This window comes from Campylobacter australis (assembly GCF_050586305.1).
GTDB lineage: Bacteria > Campylobacterota > Campylobacteria > Campylobacterales > Campylobacteraceae > Campylobacter_A.
Genome location: NZ_JAXUAA010000004.1, coordinates 127,715 through 144,413 on the forward strand (window position 1 = coordinate 127,715; position 16,699 = coordinate 144,413).

Here is a 16,699-nt window from a genome sequence, read left to right on the forward strand (position 1 = left end):
AATCGTTTTTTTTTTTTTGTAGAATTTTGGGATGGATTTTAGACATTTTTGTTTAAAATTATAGATGAACATTAAAACTTATAAAAAGCTTATGCTTACATAAATTTATAAATATATAAAACCATAAAATTGAGTTAAAAATTTTAAAAATAAAGGCTTTTCAGTGCGATTTAACCAGAATTTAGCTAAAATCAGCAAATTTTACAACACTAAGGCATATCAATGGACTACAAAGAGACTTTACTACTTCCAACGACAGAATTTCCTATGCGCGGTAACCTGCCAGAAAACGAGCCAGCTAGGCTTGCCTCATGGTATGGTGAGCGAAAAATTTATGAAAAAATGAAGCAAAAAAGGCAAAATGCCACTAAAAGCTTTGCTATCCACGACGGACCGCCGTATGCGAACGGACACCTGCATATAGGACATGCGTTAAATAAAATTTTAAAAGATATCATCACAAAAACTCACTACTTTTTTGGCGAAAATGTCCGCTATGTGCCAGGCTGGGACTGCCACGGACTGCCGATAGAACAGCAGGTCGAGGTTAAACTAGGGGATGCGAAAAAGACGATGAGTAAGAGTCAAATTCGTGAGCATTGCCGCGCGCATGCTAGAGAATTTATAGACATTCAAAGAGATGAGTTTAAGATGCTTGGCATCATCGGCGACTTTGAAAATCCTTACTTAACAATGAAATTTGAGTTTGAAGCTGACATCTACCGCGCGCTTTGCGAGATCGCAAAAAGGGGACTTTTGGTTGAGCGAAGCAAGCCAGTTTATTGGAGCTGGGCGGCAAAGTCTGCGCTGGCTGAAGCTGAGGTTGAGTATGAGGACAAAGAAGATTATAGCATTTATGTGGCATTTGAGCTTGACAAAGAGGCTTTGTCTCGTCTTGGTGTAAGCGAGGCTAGGGCTGTTATATGGACGACTACGCCTTGGACTTTACCAGCTAATCAAGCCATTAGCCTAAGCCCGAATGAAAGCTATGTTTTAACGACTGATGGGCTTATCTTGGCTGAGCCACTTTTGGAAAATTTAACTAAGCTTGGCATCACAAACGGCGATGTGAAAACTGAATTTAGGGCTGAAATTTTGGTCGGAAGTAGCGCGATAAATCCACTAAACGGCAAAGAAAGCTTGTTTTTAACTGGCGAGCATGTTACGATGGACGGCGGCACAGGGCTTGTGCATACCGCGCCTGGACACGGCGAAGATGACTACTATGTCTGCCTTAAAAACGGCATAACTGATGTTATTATGCCTGTTGATGACGGTGGCTGTTACGATGCTACGCTAAAGGCTAGAGGGCTGTTTAGAGACGATGTGGTTGATGAATTTGTTGGGCTTCACATTTTTAAAGCAAATGAGAAAATTTTAGAGCTTCTAGGTGGTGCACTGCTTCACTCGTCAAAATTTATCCACTCATATCCGCACTGCTGGCGAACACACAAGCCAGTTATCTACCGCGCGACAAAGCAGTGGTTTATCACGATGGATGATGCTAAACTAGACGGAAAAACACTGCGCCAGACGGCACTTGGCGAGCTAGAAAAGGTTAAATTTTATCCAGCTGTTGGTATAAAGCGTATAGGCTCGATGATAGAAAATCGCCCAGACTGGTGTATCTCTCGCCAGCGCGACTGGGGCGTGCCAATAGCGTTTTTTAGGCATAAAGATACAAAAGAGCCGATATTTGATGCTGATATACTTGAAAATGTGGCGAAAATTTTTGATGTTAAGGGTGCAGATGCTTGGTGGGATCTAAGTGTGTCTGAGCTTTTACCAGCTAACTCAAAATACAAACCAGAAAATTTAGAAAAAGTGATGGATATACTTGATGTTTGGTTTGATAGCGGCTCTACTTGGAGAGCTGTGCTAAACAGTGACAACTACGATGCTGGCGAGTATCCATCAGGTATGTATCTGGAGGGTTCAGATCAGCATCGTGGCTGGTTTCAAAGCTCACTTTTAGTAAGTACGGCTGTAAATTCAAAAGCACCGTATAAAAGCATCTTAACACACGGCTTTACAGTTGATCAAAACGGCGAAAAGATGAGCAAATCAAAAGGCAATGTCGTAGCTCCGCAAGATGTTGCAAAGAGCTTTGGTGTTGAAATTTTACGCCTTTGGGTTGGGTTAAGCGATTATTCAAGTGATCTTAAAATCAGCGATGGAATTTTAAAGCAAGTAAGCGAGCAGTACCGAAAAATTCGCAACACCATACGCTTTTTGCTCGCAAATGTAAATGATTTAAATAGCCTTTCGGTAGAATTTACCTTGCTTGACAGATGGATACTTGCGCGCGCTAAAAAGGCGTTTGACGAGTGCGAAAAGTGCTTTAAAAGCTATGATTTTTCAAAAGGCTTTAACATTTTACTAAATTTCTTATCGGCTGATTTGAGTGGAATTTATCTTGATGTTTGCAAAGATCGCCTTTACTGTGATGCAAAAGATGACAAAAGACGCAAAAGCGCGCAAACTGCGATGGCTCTTATAACTCGCTCGCTTTTACCACTCATCGCTCCAACGCTTACTTATACTATAGATGAGGTTATGGAGTATGCGCCAAATATCGTTAAAAACGGCGCAAATGATGCGTTTGATCTAGTTTATGAGCCGATAAAATTTGATGAGAATTTTGATGATGAGCTGCTTTTTGCAAGTCGTGAGAAATTTTTCGAGCTTATCGATGCGCTTAAAAAAGATAAAAAGATAAAAACTACACTAGAACTTGTGATACAAACTACTTGTGAGCGAATTTTGGGCTATGATCTTGACGAGGTAGCTGATATTTATATGGTTAGCTCAGTTGGAAAATTTGACGAAAAAGAGGCACTTTGCGAGTTTGAGATAGATGGTGAGAAATTTAAAATAGTGTTAAGTGACGCACACAAATGTCCAAGATGCTGGAAATGCAACTCTACTAACGAAGATAGTGTCTGTGCAAGATGCGATGAGGTTTTAAGTGCTAAGTGAGCCTATAAATTTCTCATTTATTGTAGCGACGATAGTTGTGGTATGCGTTGTGACCGCGATCGGAATAGTTTTTGTAAATAAATTTAAGGATAATAGATGATAACTTTAAAAGAGGCTTTAAAGCTCTCCGCCGAGGAGATAAAAAATCTACGCGCGGAGCTTGAGACAAAAATTTTTGCACAAAAAGAGCTTGGTGCGTATGTTGAGCAGTTGGCAAATTTACCGCTAGCAAAGCTTGGCGAGGGCGTGCCTGTGGCGATAAAAGATAATATACAAGTTAAAGACTGGGCGATAACTTCTGCTTCAAAAATTTTGCAAGGCTATGTCGCACCTTATAACGCAAGTGTCATCGAAAAGATGCTGGCTGCGAATTTATCGCCATTTGGTAGAACAAATATGGATGAGTTTGCGATGGGAAGTACGACTGAAAGCAGCTTTTATGGTAACACGCTAAATCCGCTAAACCATGCTCATGTTCCTGGCGGTAGCTCTGGTGGCTCTGCAGCTGCAGTGGCAGCAGGGCTTGCGGTAGCGGCACTTGGCTCAGATACAGGTGGCTCTATCCGCCAGCCAGCGGCATTTTGTGGCTGCGTGGGCTTTAAGCCAACTTACGGCAGAGTGAGCCGATATGGCTTGGGTGCTTACTCAAGTTCGCTAGATCAGATAGGACCGATAACGCAAAATGTAGAGGATGCGGCGATACTTTACGACATCATCGCAGGGCATGATGAGCGTGATAGCACGAGTGTAAATTTAACTCATGAAAGTATTGCCGATAAGATAAACTCAAGTAGAAAGCTAAATATCTGCGTGATAGAAAACTATGTAAATAACGCAAGCTATGAGACAAAAAACGCCCTTTTAAAGGCAGTGGAAATTTTAAAATCAAATGGGCACAAGATAACTTATGCGAATTTAGAAGACTCAAAATACGATGTTGCGACCTACTACATTATCGCAACCGCCGAGGCTAGTGCAAATTTAAGTCGCTACGACGGCGTTCGTTATGGGCGCAGAGCAGAAGCTAAAAATTTAAAAGAGTTATATCTAAATAGCCGCTCTGAAGGCTTTGGAGAAGAGGTAAAGAGACGAATATTGCTTGGAACTTTCGTTCTAAGTAGCGGATATTACGATGCCTATTACATTAAAGCACAAAAGGCTAGAGCGCATATCAAGGCGCAGTATGAGAAAATTTTAGCTGATAATGATCTTATCTTTATGCCAGTTTCACCAACCACAGCGCCAAAATTTGGAGCGATGAAAGATCCTTTGACTGCGTATTTGAGTGATATTTATACTATAAGCGTTAATCTTGCTGGGCTTCCAGCCATCTCGGTGCCTGTTAGCAAGGATACAAATGGGTTAAACATCTCAGCTCAGCTGATCGGTAGGGCTTATGATGAGCAGGGCGTGATAGACGGCGCATATAGCTTGGAAAATTTAATAAAAGGATAAAACGATGAAAGTAGCAAAAAGAGCTTTGACATTTGACGATGTACTGTTGGTGCCACAATACAGCGAAATTTTACCAAAAGAGGTGAGCGTAGCCACTCGTTTTAGTAAAAATGTAACTTTAAATATCCCGATCGTATCAGCAGCCATGGACACAGTAACTGAACACCGTGCTGCTATCATGATGGCAAGGCTTGGAGGTATCGGAGTTATACATAAAAATATGGACATCCAAAGCCAGGCAAAAGAGGTAAGGCGCGTTAAAAAGAGTGAAAGCGGCGTCATCATAGATCCTATATTTATAAGCCCAGATGCTACTGTCGGTGATGCTTTAAATTTGATGTCTGAGCTGCATATTTCTGGTGTTCCAGTGGTTGATAGCGAGCATAAATTGATAGGAATTTTAACCAACCGAGATCTGCGTTTTGAAACAAATAAATCAACTTTAGTCAAAGAGCGTATGACTAAAGCTCCTCTTATCACGGCACCAAAGGGCTGCACGCTTGATGATGCTGAAAAAATTTTTAGTCAAAATAGAGTAGAAAAGCTCCCCATCATCGATAAAGACGGTAGACTTGATGGACTTATCACGATCAAAGACCTTAAAAAGCGCAAAGAGTATCCAAATGCAAACAAAGATGCATATGGTCGCTTGCGTGTAGCAGCAGCGGTTGGCGTAGGTCAGCTTGATAGGGTTGAAGCTCTTGTGAATGCTGGTGTAGATGTCATCGTCATGGACTCAGCACATGGACATTCAAAAGGCATTATAGATACATTAAAAGAGATAAAAGCAAAATTTACTGTTGATGTAGTTGTTGGAAATATCGCCAATCCAGTAGCCGTTAAAGACCTAGCCGAGGCTGGTGCAGACGGCATAAAAGTAGGCATCGGACCAGGATCTATTTGCACTACTCGTATAGTTGCAGGTGTTGGCGTTCCGCAAGTTTTTGCTGTTGATGAGTGTTCGCAAGAGGCTAGAAAATATGATATACCAATCATAGCAGATGGCGGTATAAAATATTCAGGCGATGTAGCAAAAGCACTTGCTGCTGGGGCTAGTTGCGTTATGGCGGGTAGTTTGCTGGCAGGTTGCGAGGAGACGCCGGGCGAGATCATAACATTCCAAGGTCGCCAGTATAAGGGCTACCGAGGCATGGGGAGTATCGGTGCGATGACAAAAGGCAGTTCTGATCGCTATTTTCAAGAAGGCACAGCCCAAGATAAGCTGGTGCCAGAGGGTATTGAGGGCAGGGTGCCATTTGCTGGTAGTATGAAAGATGTTATCCATCAGCTAGTTGGTGGGCTTAGGAGTTCAATGGGATACATGGGTTCAAAAGATATACCAACACTTTGGGAGAGGGCTGAGTTTGTTGAGATTACAAGTGCAGGACTAAAAGAAAGTCATGTTCATGATGTTGTTATAACGCAAGAAGCGCCGAACTATAAAGTAAATTAATGCTTTCATTAAAAACTGGCAGACGAAAATTTTATGAACCGCTCTATCTTGAGAGCGGTCGAATTTTGCCAGAATTTGAGCTAGTTTATGAAACTTACGGCAAGTTAAATGCTGACAAAAGCAATGTCATAGTGATTTGCCATGCTTTAACAGGAAGTCATCATGCTGCTGGGCGTTACGAGGGCGAGAGTAGGGCTGGCTGGTGGGATGATCTTATTGGCGATAATAAGGCGGTAGATACACAGCAGTATTTTGTGATTTGTGTTAGTATTTTAGGCTCTTGTTATGGCTCAACCTCACCGCTTAGCGTTGAGCCAAGTAGTGGCAAGCAGTATCGGTTAAATTTTCCAGTTCTTACGATAAGCGATGTTGTAAAGGCGCAGATGAGATTGTTTAATGAGCTTGGCATAGAGCGCGCTCACGCGGTTATCGGTGGAAGCTTAGGAGGCATGCAAGCGCTTTGCTTTGCGATCGAATTTGCTCAATTTGCCAAGCGTATCATCATTATGGCTAGCACATATCAGACCAAGGCGTGGGCGATTGCATTTAATAAAATTGCAACAGAAGCCATTAAAAACGATCCGATGTTTAATAATGGCAACTATGATGAGAATTTGATACAAAAGCACGGACTAAACGGACTTGCATATGGTCGTATGGCTGGGCATATAAGCTTTTTAAGCCCAAGCTCCATGGATGAAAAATTTGGTCGTAACTATGCCCAAACAGATGGACTTTACGAGCTTTTTGGAAGGTTTTTAGTCGATACTTACATGGAGTATAATGGCTATGGTTTTCCAAGACGCTTTGATCCGCTAAGCTATCTTTACATTATAAAGATGATGAATATCTTTGACTGTACGCGCCACTACGATAGCCTTTCAGACGCACTTTCGCCGATACGCGCACATCTTAGTTTGATTAGTTTTAGTGGGGATTTGCTTTTTCCTCCAAGCTGTATGCGTGAAATTTATGATACGCTTTGTGGTATGGGGCGAGAAAAAAAGTGCGAATATATCGAGATTGACAGCGACTATGGGCACGATGCGTTTTTGGTTGAAGTGCCAAAATTTGAAGCAAATGTGAGAGAAATTTTAAAAAGGAGAGTAGATGAGTGAAGAGCAAAGCTTTGAAACAAAGATAAAAATGGCTGAAGAAATCTTGGCTAAACTTGATAAAGATGAGCTAAATTTACAAGAGAGCCTTGCCCTACACAAACAAGGAAAAGCCCTACTTGACGAAGCTAGAGCGATGCTTGAGAATGCAAAACTTAGCATAGAGCAAGTCGATGAGTAAGATAGCCATTTTGCAGTTGCCGACCCTGCCTTTAAGCGAGGCAAGGCTTGATTACTACCTTAAAATTTGCAAAGATCGTGGCGCACACCTTGTGGTGCTTGGCGAATATGTTTTAAATAGCTTCTTTAAAGAGCTTGAAAATATGCCAAAAAATATCATTAAACAGCAAAGTGATGAGAAGAAAAAGAGCCTAACCGAACTTAGTAAAAAATATGACCTAACTATCATCGCTCCGCTTGTAACTTATAGCGCAAAGGGTGCACTAAAGGGCATTGCAAAGTTTTCAAATGGGGTTTATAAATTTAACGAGCAGCAAATTTTGATGCCTTACGCCCACTGGAATGAGGCTAAATTTTTTGCTAATAAAAATGATGAGATCAAGCCGTTTGTGTTTAAATACGAAGAGCTTAAAATCGGCGCAATGTTTGGTTTTGAGGCTTATTTTGACGCTAGCTTTGCAGCTCTTGCCAAGAAAAAAATCGATGTTTTACTAGTTCCAACAGCAAGCACATTTGATAGCAACGCTCGATGGGAGGAGCTTTTACGGCTTCGCGCGCTTACTCATGGTATTTATATCCTGCGAGCAAATCGCATCGGTACGCATAAACCAAAAGGCACCAAAGAGGCTGATGCGTGGAAATTTTATGGTGACAGCTTTATGTGTGATGCGCTTGGAGAAATCCAAAATAGGCTTGGTGATGAGGAGGAAATTTTAATATGCAATGTGGATAATAAAGAGCTTTTAGCTCAAAGGTCGATTTGGGACTTTAATGCTATAAAGAACAGATTAAAGGAACAAAAGTGAATATAAATTTTAGCAATACAAACATCTTTCAGATGATTTATCGTGCCAGTGGGCTTGATATTTTGTATTTTTCAGATGAGCATTATAAGGAGAGGTTTTTTAGTATTGTTGAAAGTTTTAGCCCTGAAAAACTTCAAGAGATAGCGCAAAATTTACATGAGTATTATGGCGTATCTAGCAAGGATGATATTTTTGAGTTTGAAAACACAGCACCACATTTAAGCATAATTTACAGTGCATATTCTAGTCTGGGAAGTGTGTTTTTTCAGATGAAATTTGATGAGTTTTCAAACAATTATTTAAGTGATGATAGTATTAAGGAAGCTTTTAAAATTTTTAGCATCGATACTAGTGCTGATGGGTTTTATGACGATTTTAGAAGTGAGATAGCTGGATCGTTTTATGACGATGCAGGTGTGTGTAACGAAAGGCTAAAACAATACCTTACTCAAATGCAAGATGTTTTTGCCTATGCACCAAAAAGCACAACATATGCCTTTGATATCGCTAGGATGCTTCAGATTGCTACAAATTCATTTGCTCTAGGCTATATAGACTACGATGAGTTTTGCGAGTTATATGATAAATATACAAAAAGCGCGCTTGATGTTTTTGGTTCGTTTGATGAGTATGCGGCTAGTTGTTTGCTTGGCAGGGCATTTATGTTTTTAGATGATAAAACGAGCTTTAAAGAGAGTGTTTGCGAGCATGCAAAGACATTTTATATCCTTGCAAATGCACCATTTGATGTATTTAAAGCAAGTGGCATATGGGCTGAAAATTTAGACAAGCAAAAGCAAAACATCATAAAAATCACACAAAATTTCATAGACAATGCAGAAATAGATGAGCTAAAAAAATCAATGCAAGAGCTTTATGAATTTGCTAAAGATAGAGTTAGTCAATACGGCTTTGATATGCAGATGCTTAAAGTTTGTCTTGATGAGTATTATCAAAATTTCCACTTCATTCTTAAGCAAAATGCTCTTGATAGTTTGGCAAGTGGTTATGATGTATATACTCCGCTTCGTGAGCTTGGCGACGATGATGACACATTTTTTAAGCGTGTAAGAAATTTTTGCGATAAGGCGAAGCTAACGCTTGCAAGCGATGAAGTTCCGCTTTTGATGCTAACACAGCTGGGTGATTATCTGATAACAAATAAGGCAATCTATTCGTTTAAGGGCGTTTTATTAATTTTTGGCAAAAAGCTAGTCGCAACACCGTGGAGTAAGGTTGAGCTTGATGCGGAGTTTGAAGATAGCTTAAGCGTGGTGTTGCGTTATAGCAAAAACCCTGATTTAAAGCTTGACTTTGATACTGCAGAATACTCAAAAGAGCACAATCTAAGCAAAAGCAATAAAGATGAGATTTTATATATTATGGATACGGTAAAATCGGCATTTGCTAGCTTAAAAAAAGCATATGTTTAGGCGTTGTGAGTGGTGCGAAAAGGACGATCTTTATCGCGCGTATCATGACAACGAGTGGGGTGTGATCACGCGCGATGAGCGAGCCTTGTTTGAGTATATCGTGCTTGAAGCTATGCAGGCTGGGCTTAGCTGGCATATAGTGCTTAAAAAGCGTGAGGCGATGAGGGTGGCGTTTGATGGCTTTTGCCCTGAAATTTTAGCCCTTTATGATGATACCAAAATTTCTGAACTTTTAAAGTGTGACGGCATCATTAAAAACCGCCTAAAGCTAGCAAGCCTTAGCGCAAATGCACGCGCATTTTTGGCGGTTCAGCGTGAATTTGGTAGCTTTTATGAGTATATCTGGGGCTTTGTTGGTGGCAAGCAAATCATAAATCACTACAGCGAAATTTCGCAAATTCCAGCCAAAACACCATTAAGCGACATGGTTGCTAAAGATATGAAAAAACGCGGATTTAAATTTTTAGGTAGCACGAGTGTTTATGCGCTTTTGCAGGCTATTGGTGTGATCGATGATCATTTGCAGTATTGTTTTCGTAAGGCTTAGTTGTTTTGCTTTATTAAAATGCTTGCGTTCTAGGCAAATTTTCCTAGTTTAACTAAACGCTCACATTATCACAACCTATGGTGTTGCTCTTATAGCACTTCAATGTTAGTAACTTTGCAACTCCAGACACCAGTCTTGTGCGATAACACCTTTTTATAAGCAAATTTTAGCTAAAATATATAAAAATTTAAAAAGGCAAGAATTTGAAAAAAGTTCATTTTATTGGCATTGGTGGCATAGGCATCAGCGCAATCGCAAGATTTTTAAACGAAAAGGGATATACTATAAGCGGCTCAGACATTAAAGAGAGCAAGACTACACAGGAGCTAAGAGCTGAGGGGATAGAGGTTATAACGCCACATTGTGCTGAGGCGATCAAAGATCAAGATTTTGTGGTTTATTCAGCTGCTATTAAGCCAGATAATATCGAGCTTAGCACGGCAAAAGCCAAAAATATCCAGTGCTATTCGCGTAAGGAAATTTTGCCATTTGTTCTAAATGATAAAAAGGTCTTTTCAGTCGCTGGTGCACATGGCAAGAGTACGACCAGTGCGATGCTATCAAGTCTTATCGAGGGCTCAGCTATCATCGGTGCCGTTTCAAAGCAGTTTGGCTCAAATATGCGCTACGCTCCAAGTGAGAATGTCGTCTTTGAAGCCGATGAAAGCGATAGCAGCTTTTTAAACTCAAACCCATATCTAGCTATCGTCACAAATGCTGAACCTGAACATATGGAGCATTATGACTATGACATTGAGAAATTTTATGCGGCGTATCGTGGCTTTTTGGAGCGTGCGAAGGTGCGCGTAATAAATGCTGAAGATGAGTTTTTAAGCACGCTAAAGCTTGATGCGATCCGACTTTACCCAAGCACGGATATTACTGATATGACGATGGTTGTGCGAGATTATCAGCCATATACTAGCTTTAACCTTAAGCATCTTGGGCGTTTTGAGGCGTATGGTATGGGTAAGCATATAGCCATTGACGCTAGTCTTGCTATACTTGCGGCACTGGATGAAATTTCACTAAAACAAGTTAAACAAAATTTCGCTGGCTACAAAGGTATTAAAAAGCGTTTTGACATACTTTCGGCAAGTTCAAATTTCGTGCTTATCGATGACTACGCACACCATCCAACCGAGATAAAAGCCACACTTTCTTCAGCGTTTGAATATGCAAAACTGCTTGGACTTTCTCGTGTGGTCGCTGTCTTTCAGCCACACCGTTATACACGCCTAAGTGCGAATTTACAGGGCTTTAAAGAGTGTTTTAGTGGTGTTGATGAGCTTGTGATCTTGCCAGTTTATGCCGCAGGCGAAGTGCCGATAACAATCGATATGAAATCGGAATTTAAGGAGTATAACGCGATATTTACTGAGCGCGTTGAGCGCGTTGAGGATGGGATAGAATTTACCGATGAATTTGGCGTGAAAAACCGCCTAGCAGATGGGCTTGTGATAGGGTTTGGTGCTGGTGATATCAGCGTACAACTTCGCGGAGGATTTTAATGGATGAAATTTTAGATCAAGCACGCACAAGCGAGCTTGCAAATGCCAATTTGGATGTGATCGCTCACGATAGCCTGCCAGAAAAAACCGCCGTAGATAATGCGCAAATTTCAGCCGAACTAACAAGTGATGAAACTGAAATTTTAGAAAATTTTGCTGTACAAAATGAAGGTAAAATTTTAGAGATTATAAAAACAAAAAGGCTTTTGCCAGCACAGATCACAAATCTTATAAAACTTAACAAAAAAGATATAAATATTGCACTTGCAAGAAGCCAAAAGCTTAGCACAGAGCAAATTTTACTCATGTTGCCAGAGGCAACTTATCTGGCGGTAAAATTTCTGCTTACACAAGAGCAAGCGCAGGGCGTTAAAGAGCATATCATCGCTAAAATGCAAGCTAAGCCAGCCATATATAAAGAAATTTTGATCGAGTTTGGTCTTTTATGAGGGGTTAGAGATGATGCGTGAGATAGTATTTTTCGTTGGAATTTTGCTGTTTTTGGCGGCCATTTGGATGATAAAAGATGAAAACATAAGTCGCAAAGCAAAGGCTGTAATAACAGCGGTTTTGCTTTGTGGTGGTATATTTGCTTACATCTATGAAAGTGGCGTTAGCGAGCGCGAAAGCCAAGTCGCTCAGCTTTTAAGTGCGTTTCATCAAGGCAAAACTCTAATTTGTAGCGATAAAAGTGTCAGTATGGATAAATTTAATTATGAATTTGGCACAGCTTGCTTTATGCCAAAGCGTGAATTTATAGAGTTAAATGGTGTTATTGTTAAAATTTCAGATTGTGAGCTAGCAAGTGAGTGAGCAAGAAAACAAGCTTGAAGCAATTATAGCAAAGCTTGATCTGGGAGAGTATTTTGAGAAATTTGGCTCATTTTTAGCCAGAGATAAGCCACTTTTTTTAGCTGGAGATAGCAAGATACACTTTCAAAAGATCACCGAGCTTTCAAGGCGCGAATTTAACGCTCCAGCCAAGAGTGCAAATCTTGATGATGCGCTGGCTAGACTTAGCAAGCAAGCAGTGCTTCATATCAGCGAGATATATGAATTTGCTAAAATTTTAAACTATTTTGCCTATCTTCGTTCGCTTGGATTTGATGGTAAGCTTGGCGAGTGGCTTGCAAAGATCGAGATCCCAGCACCGATGAGTGAGCTTGCGGGTAGTTTTAACAAGGACGGTGAGTTTAAAGATAGTGTAGATGAGCGATTTGGTGCTTTAAAGATAGCTTTTGCTAGCAAAAAACAGCAGATAGAAAGTGAGCTAAAGCACATTATTTACTCAAAAAGCATCACTCCATATCTTGTTGATACACAGGTGCATTTTATAAACTCGCAAGAAGCGCTACTCGTGCGCGGTGGCTTTAATCACGCTTTAAAAGGTGTTGTGATAGCTCGAAGCTCAAGTGGGTATTTTTATGTAACTCCAAGTGCGATCGAGCGGCTAAAAAAGGAGCAAAGTGAGCTTTTGGATAGGCGCGAAGAGATTATTTATGAGCACTGCAAGCGCCTAAGCCTTACGATGTCAAAGTCGCTTTTGTTTTTGAAATTTATAAACGGTGCATTTGATCAGTTTGACGCCTATCAGGCGCGCGTAATGATGGCTAAAAGGGCTGATTTTAATTTTATTTTAAGTGATAATTCAAGCGATATTATACTAAATGAATTTGCTCATCCAGCGCTTAAAAATCCAAAGCGTGTGAGCGTAAATTTTAGTAAAAAGGTGTTTTTAATAACTGGTGTAAATGCTGGTGGAAAGTCTATGCTTTTAAAATCCATCATCACGGCAAGTTTTTTGGCTAAGTATATTTTGCCATTTGCTATTAATCCCAAAGGCTCTAAAATAGGCACTTTTAAAGAATTTGACGCGATTATTGAAGATCCTCAAAATGTGCGAAATGACATCTCAACATTTGCGGGAAGGATGCTTCATTTTTCAAAGCTTTTTAACAAAAAGTCGCTACTTATCGGCGTTGATGAGATAGAGCTTGGAACAGACTTTGAAGAAGCTGCTAGCCTTTATGGCGTCATTATCGAGCGACTCATAGCGCAGGATATAAAGCTTATCATCACAACTCACCACAAACGCCTTGCGATGTTACTTTCTAAAAACGACGAGGTTGAGCTAGTCGCTGCGCTTTATGATGAGATGGCACAGCGACCGAAATTTGAGTTTTTAAAGGGCACTATAGGTAAGTCTTACGCTTTTGAAACAGCGCAAAGATATGGTATACCAGTAAATTTAGTTGCTGATGCAAAGCAAATTTACGGACTTGAGAAAGAAAATTTAAATGATATCATTACAAAAACGCTAAATTTGGAGAGCAAACTAAAAGAAGAGCTTGATGAAGTCGGCAAAAAAGAGCGCAAGCTAGCAAGCTTGATTGAGGAGTTAAAAGAGCAAAAAGAGCGTGAGCAACGACGCATTGATGGCATTGTTAGCCGTCTTGAAAGGGAGTATTTTAACGCTATAAATGAGGCTAAAAGAGCTGTAAATTTAAAAGATACAAAAGAGAAGCAACGAGCCATAAACAAAGCCCACGAGAGCAAAAGTGCCATTCAAAAGCCACGATCTGAGAAATTTGAGGAGCTAAAAGTAGGCGATAATGTAAAATATGGCAATGTAAAAGGCATTGTTCAAAGTATCGCAAAAGATGAAGCGGTTATTATTAGTGAAGGCATCAGATTACGCTTGCCGCTTTCTGCGTTGCAAAAAAATGGCGCCCCAGTCGTCCTGCCAAAGCCAGCCGTAAAACTAAGCGTGCAAAAGCCAACGAGTGCTAGTGTCGTGCTAGATCTGCACGGACTTAGGGCTGATGAGGCGATAGAGCGACTGGATAAATTTATCTCAGATAGCCTAGTTATGGGATTTGATGAGGTTCAAATTTTCCATGGTATTGGCACTGGAAGGCTTGCATGGGCGGTTAAAAATTTCTTAAAATCCCATCCGAGCGTGAAAGGATTTAGCGACGCTCCGCCTAATCAAGGTGGCTTTGGTGCAAAGATTGTACGACTTTAAATGTCTAATTTGAAGAAAAATTTAAATTTTCAGTTAAAAGGTGCTATAATATAATAAAATAACAAGGTGAGGCTGTGAACGAAAAGTATAAACTACATCGATACAATGGCATGATGTTTGTTGGTTTTTGGCTCATTTTTATAGCCTGTATTATAAATGGACTCATATTTTACTTTAAGTATTCTCAAGCCAAAAGCGATGCACATATCGACTATAAGCAGCGTGCCGTTTTTGTTATGGAGAGTATAATGGACAGGATAGGTTCAGAAAACAACTCTAGTCGTCTTACAAAGCTTAATGAAATTTACAAAGACTTGAGCTTGCCATATCAAACATATCTTTTAAAATTTGATGCTGGAGGTGTTTTACGGGTTGTATCAACGCCAGATACCCAGTTTCAGCCAGGTGATGAGTTTATACATCCTAGCTGTGGAAATGGTCTAGCCTCACACAATTTTAACAACAAATATACGCATAGGATAATGCGTCCAGAAAATAGAGTTAGTATGTGTATTTTTCAAAGGGTTGGAGAGTATATATTTGGCTTTAACTATATTTTTCCTCAAACTTTAAGTGACATGGATGACCCAGACTTTAAAGAGTGGCTAATAAAAAATATGTCTATCTCTTTTATCGCGAGCTCAAGTACAGCATTTATGGCTTTTGTTTGGTATACTTGGATCTCTATGAGATTTTTAAGACTGCGTGAGAAATTTGTTGGCCATAAAAAAAGATCCATAAGGTCGTTAAAATCAGCTAGAAACAACCTATATGCAGATCCGCTTACTGGCATTTCAAATAAAAATGCTTTAGAAAATGATATTGCTGCTAGCAAGAAACCAAAGGTAGTTGTTGTTGATATAGATGACTTTAGTAGGATGAATAACTACTATGGAAGATCGGTTTGCGATAGGCTTCTTTTGTATCTTTCTGAGCTTCTTCGTGAATTTGCAAAAAATGAACATATGAAGCTTTATATCATATCAGCAGATCAGTTTGTTTTATTTGAAAATGGTGACTTTTTCATAGATCGATACGAGGAGTTGGCTAATGAGCTTAAAAACCGCTTTAAAGGTAGGATAGTAACCATAAAAGATGACAATGGTAAAAATATCGATATAGAAATTCACACAACGATAGGCTTTGCTCTTGATAAAGACGATACTTTGATGAAAGCTTTGACTGCTTTAAAGATGGCAAAATTACTTAAAAAAGACTTTGTTTGCTACTTTAAAGGACTAAATAAATCAGATGAGTATGCCGAGCAGATAAGCCGCTCAAATATCATCCGTAAGGCTATCATAAACAACAATATCGTGCCATTTTATCAGCCTATTTATGATATAAATTCTCAAGTCGTTAAATATGAGTGTTTGATTCGTATAATGGATAGTGGAGAGATTATCTCGCCATACATCTTTTTATCAACCTCAAAGCAGATAAAGCGCTATGCTGAATTGCAAAAGATGATAATCTCAAAGGCGGTTGAGCGGCTAAATGAAAATGAAAATTTAATCCTCTCCGTAAATTTAAGCGGTAGAGATATGATAGATGGCGATGTTAGCATGCATGTTGTAAGGTTGCTTAATCAGTTTAATGTCGCTGAGAGATTAGTTTTTGAGATAGTTGAAGATGAAAATATCGAAAATGCCGAGCGTATTGAAAATTTCATAGACAAGGTCAAAAATATGGGTGCAAAGATAGCCATCGATGACTTTGGCTCTGGGTACTCGAATTTTTCATATATATTAAAACTAAACCCAGACTACATCAAGATTGATGGTTCTATCATTAAAAATATTGATACCAACAAAGATTCATATACGATAACTCGCGCGATAGTGACATTTGCCAAAGATCTTGGCATCAAAACTATAGCAGAATACATCCACTCAAAAGAGGTCTTTGATATCTGCAAAGAGCTTGGTGTTGATGAGTATCAGGGCTTTTACCTTGGCGCACCAAGCGATAAGACAATGTAAATTTGCTAAGTTGCTAGGGCTTTAGCCTTGGTGACTTATTTTTCATAAAACTATAAATATTTTTTAAATTTGGACGATATTTAGCCTAGTATTTTCATTAAAAAGGATTTATGATGAATATTGCAGGGTCTATGGCGGCATTAAATTTAGGGCACATCGACTCAAGCTTGCTACAAAAAGTCACAAATATAGATAAGATAGACCTTCAATTAG

13 protein-coding genes are annotated in these 16,699 nt (G+C 39.7%); all 13 read left to right on the forward strand.

What is annotated here, in order from left to right:
* Positions 1-222: 222 nt before the first annotated feature.
* On the forward strand, positions 223-2,979 hold the full coding sequence (gene ileS / locus U5B17_RS06910) for an isoleucine--tRNA ligase (protein WP_430804610.1): 2,757 nt from the start codon (positions 223-225) through the stop codon (positions 2,977-2,979).
* A gap of 96 nt (positions 2,980-3,075) precedes the next feature.
* Positions 3,076-4,434: an Asp-tRNA(Asn)/Glu-tRNA(Gln) amidotransferase subunit GatA gene (gene gatA / locus U5B17_RS06915; protein WP_430804611.1), complete on the forward strand. Its 1,359-nt coding sequence runs from the start codon at positions 3,076-3,078 to the stop codon at positions 4,432-4,434.
* A 4-nt stretch (positions 4,435-4,438) separates the two neighbouring features.
* Positions 4,439-5,887, forward strand: coding sequence for an IMP dehydrogenase (guaB, locus tag U5B17_RS06920; RefSeq protein WP_430804612.1), 1,449 nt, complete (start codon positions 4,439-4,441; stop codon positions 5,885-5,887).
* Positions 5,887-7,005 (forward strand): homoserine O-acetyltransferase MetX, encoded by a 1,119-nt coding sequence (gene metX / locus U5B17_RS06925; protein WP_430804613.1) that lies wholly within the window; start codon positions 5,887-5,889, stop codon positions 7,003-7,005. The genes guaB and metX overlap by 1 nt, the downstream gene beginning before the upstream one ends.
* Complete coding sequence (gene xseB / locus U5B17_RS06930; protein WP_430804614.1) at positions 6,998-7,183, forward strand: exodeoxyribonuclease VII small subunit; 186 nt, start codon at positions 6,998-7,000, stop codon at positions 7,181-7,183. Before metX ends, xseB begins: the two co-directional genes overlap by 8 nt.
* A complete protein-coding gene (locus U5B17_RS06935) occupies positions 7,176-7,988 on the forward strand; it encodes a carbon-nitrogen hydrolase family protein (protein ID WP_430804615.1) in 813 nt (270 codons plus the stop codon). Before xseB ends, U5B17_RS06935 begins: the two co-directional genes overlap by 8 nt.
* Positions 7,985-9,421 (forward strand): DUF1266 domain-containing protein, encoded by a 1,437-nt coding sequence (locus tag U5B17_RS06940; protein ID WP_430804616.1) that lies wholly within the window; start codon positions 7,985-7,987, stop codon positions 9,419-9,421. The genes U5B17_RS06935 and U5B17_RS06940 overlap by 4 nt, the downstream gene beginning before the upstream one ends.
* Positions 9,414-9,968, forward strand: coding sequence for a DNA-3-methyladenine glycosylase I (locus tag U5B17_RS06945; protein WP_430804617.1), 555 nt, complete (start codon positions 9,414-9,416; stop codon positions 9,966-9,968). Before U5B17_RS06940 ends, U5B17_RS06945 begins: the two co-directional genes overlap by 8 nt.
* Positions 9,969-10,171: 203 nt before the next feature.
* Complete coding sequence (gene murC, locus U5B17_RS06950) at positions 10,172-11,479, forward strand: UDP-N-acetylmuramate--L-alanine ligase (RefSeq protein ID WP_430804618.1); 1,308 nt, start codon at positions 10,172-10,174, stop codon at positions 11,477-11,479.
* Positions 11,479-11,928: a hypothetical protein gene (locus U5B17_RS06955; RefSeq protein WP_430804619.1), complete on the forward strand. Its 450-nt coding sequence runs from the start codon at positions 11,479-11,481 to the stop codon at positions 11,926-11,928. The genes murC and U5B17_RS06955 overlap by 1 nt, the downstream gene beginning before the upstream one ends.
* A gap of 10 nt (positions 11,929-11,938) precedes the next feature.
* Positions 11,939-12,292: a hypothetical protein gene (locus U5B17_RS06960; protein WP_430804620.1), complete on the forward strand. Its 354-nt coding sequence runs from the start codon at positions 11,939-11,941 to the stop codon at positions 12,290-12,292.
* Complete coding sequence (locus tag U5B17_RS06965; RefSeq protein ID WP_430804621.1) at positions 12,285-14,504, forward strand: endonuclease MutS2; 2,220 nt, start codon at positions 12,285-12,287, stop codon at positions 14,502-14,504. The genes U5B17_RS06960 and U5B17_RS06965 overlap by 8 nt, the downstream gene beginning before the upstream one ends.
* Before the next feature lie 74 nt (positions 14,505-14,578).
* Positions 14,579-16,486, forward strand: coding sequence for an EAL domain-containing protein (locus U5B17_RS06970; protein WP_430804622.1), 1,908 nt, complete (start codon positions 14,579-14,581; stop codon positions 16,484-16,486).
* Positions 16,487-16,699: the final 213 nt, after the last annotated feature.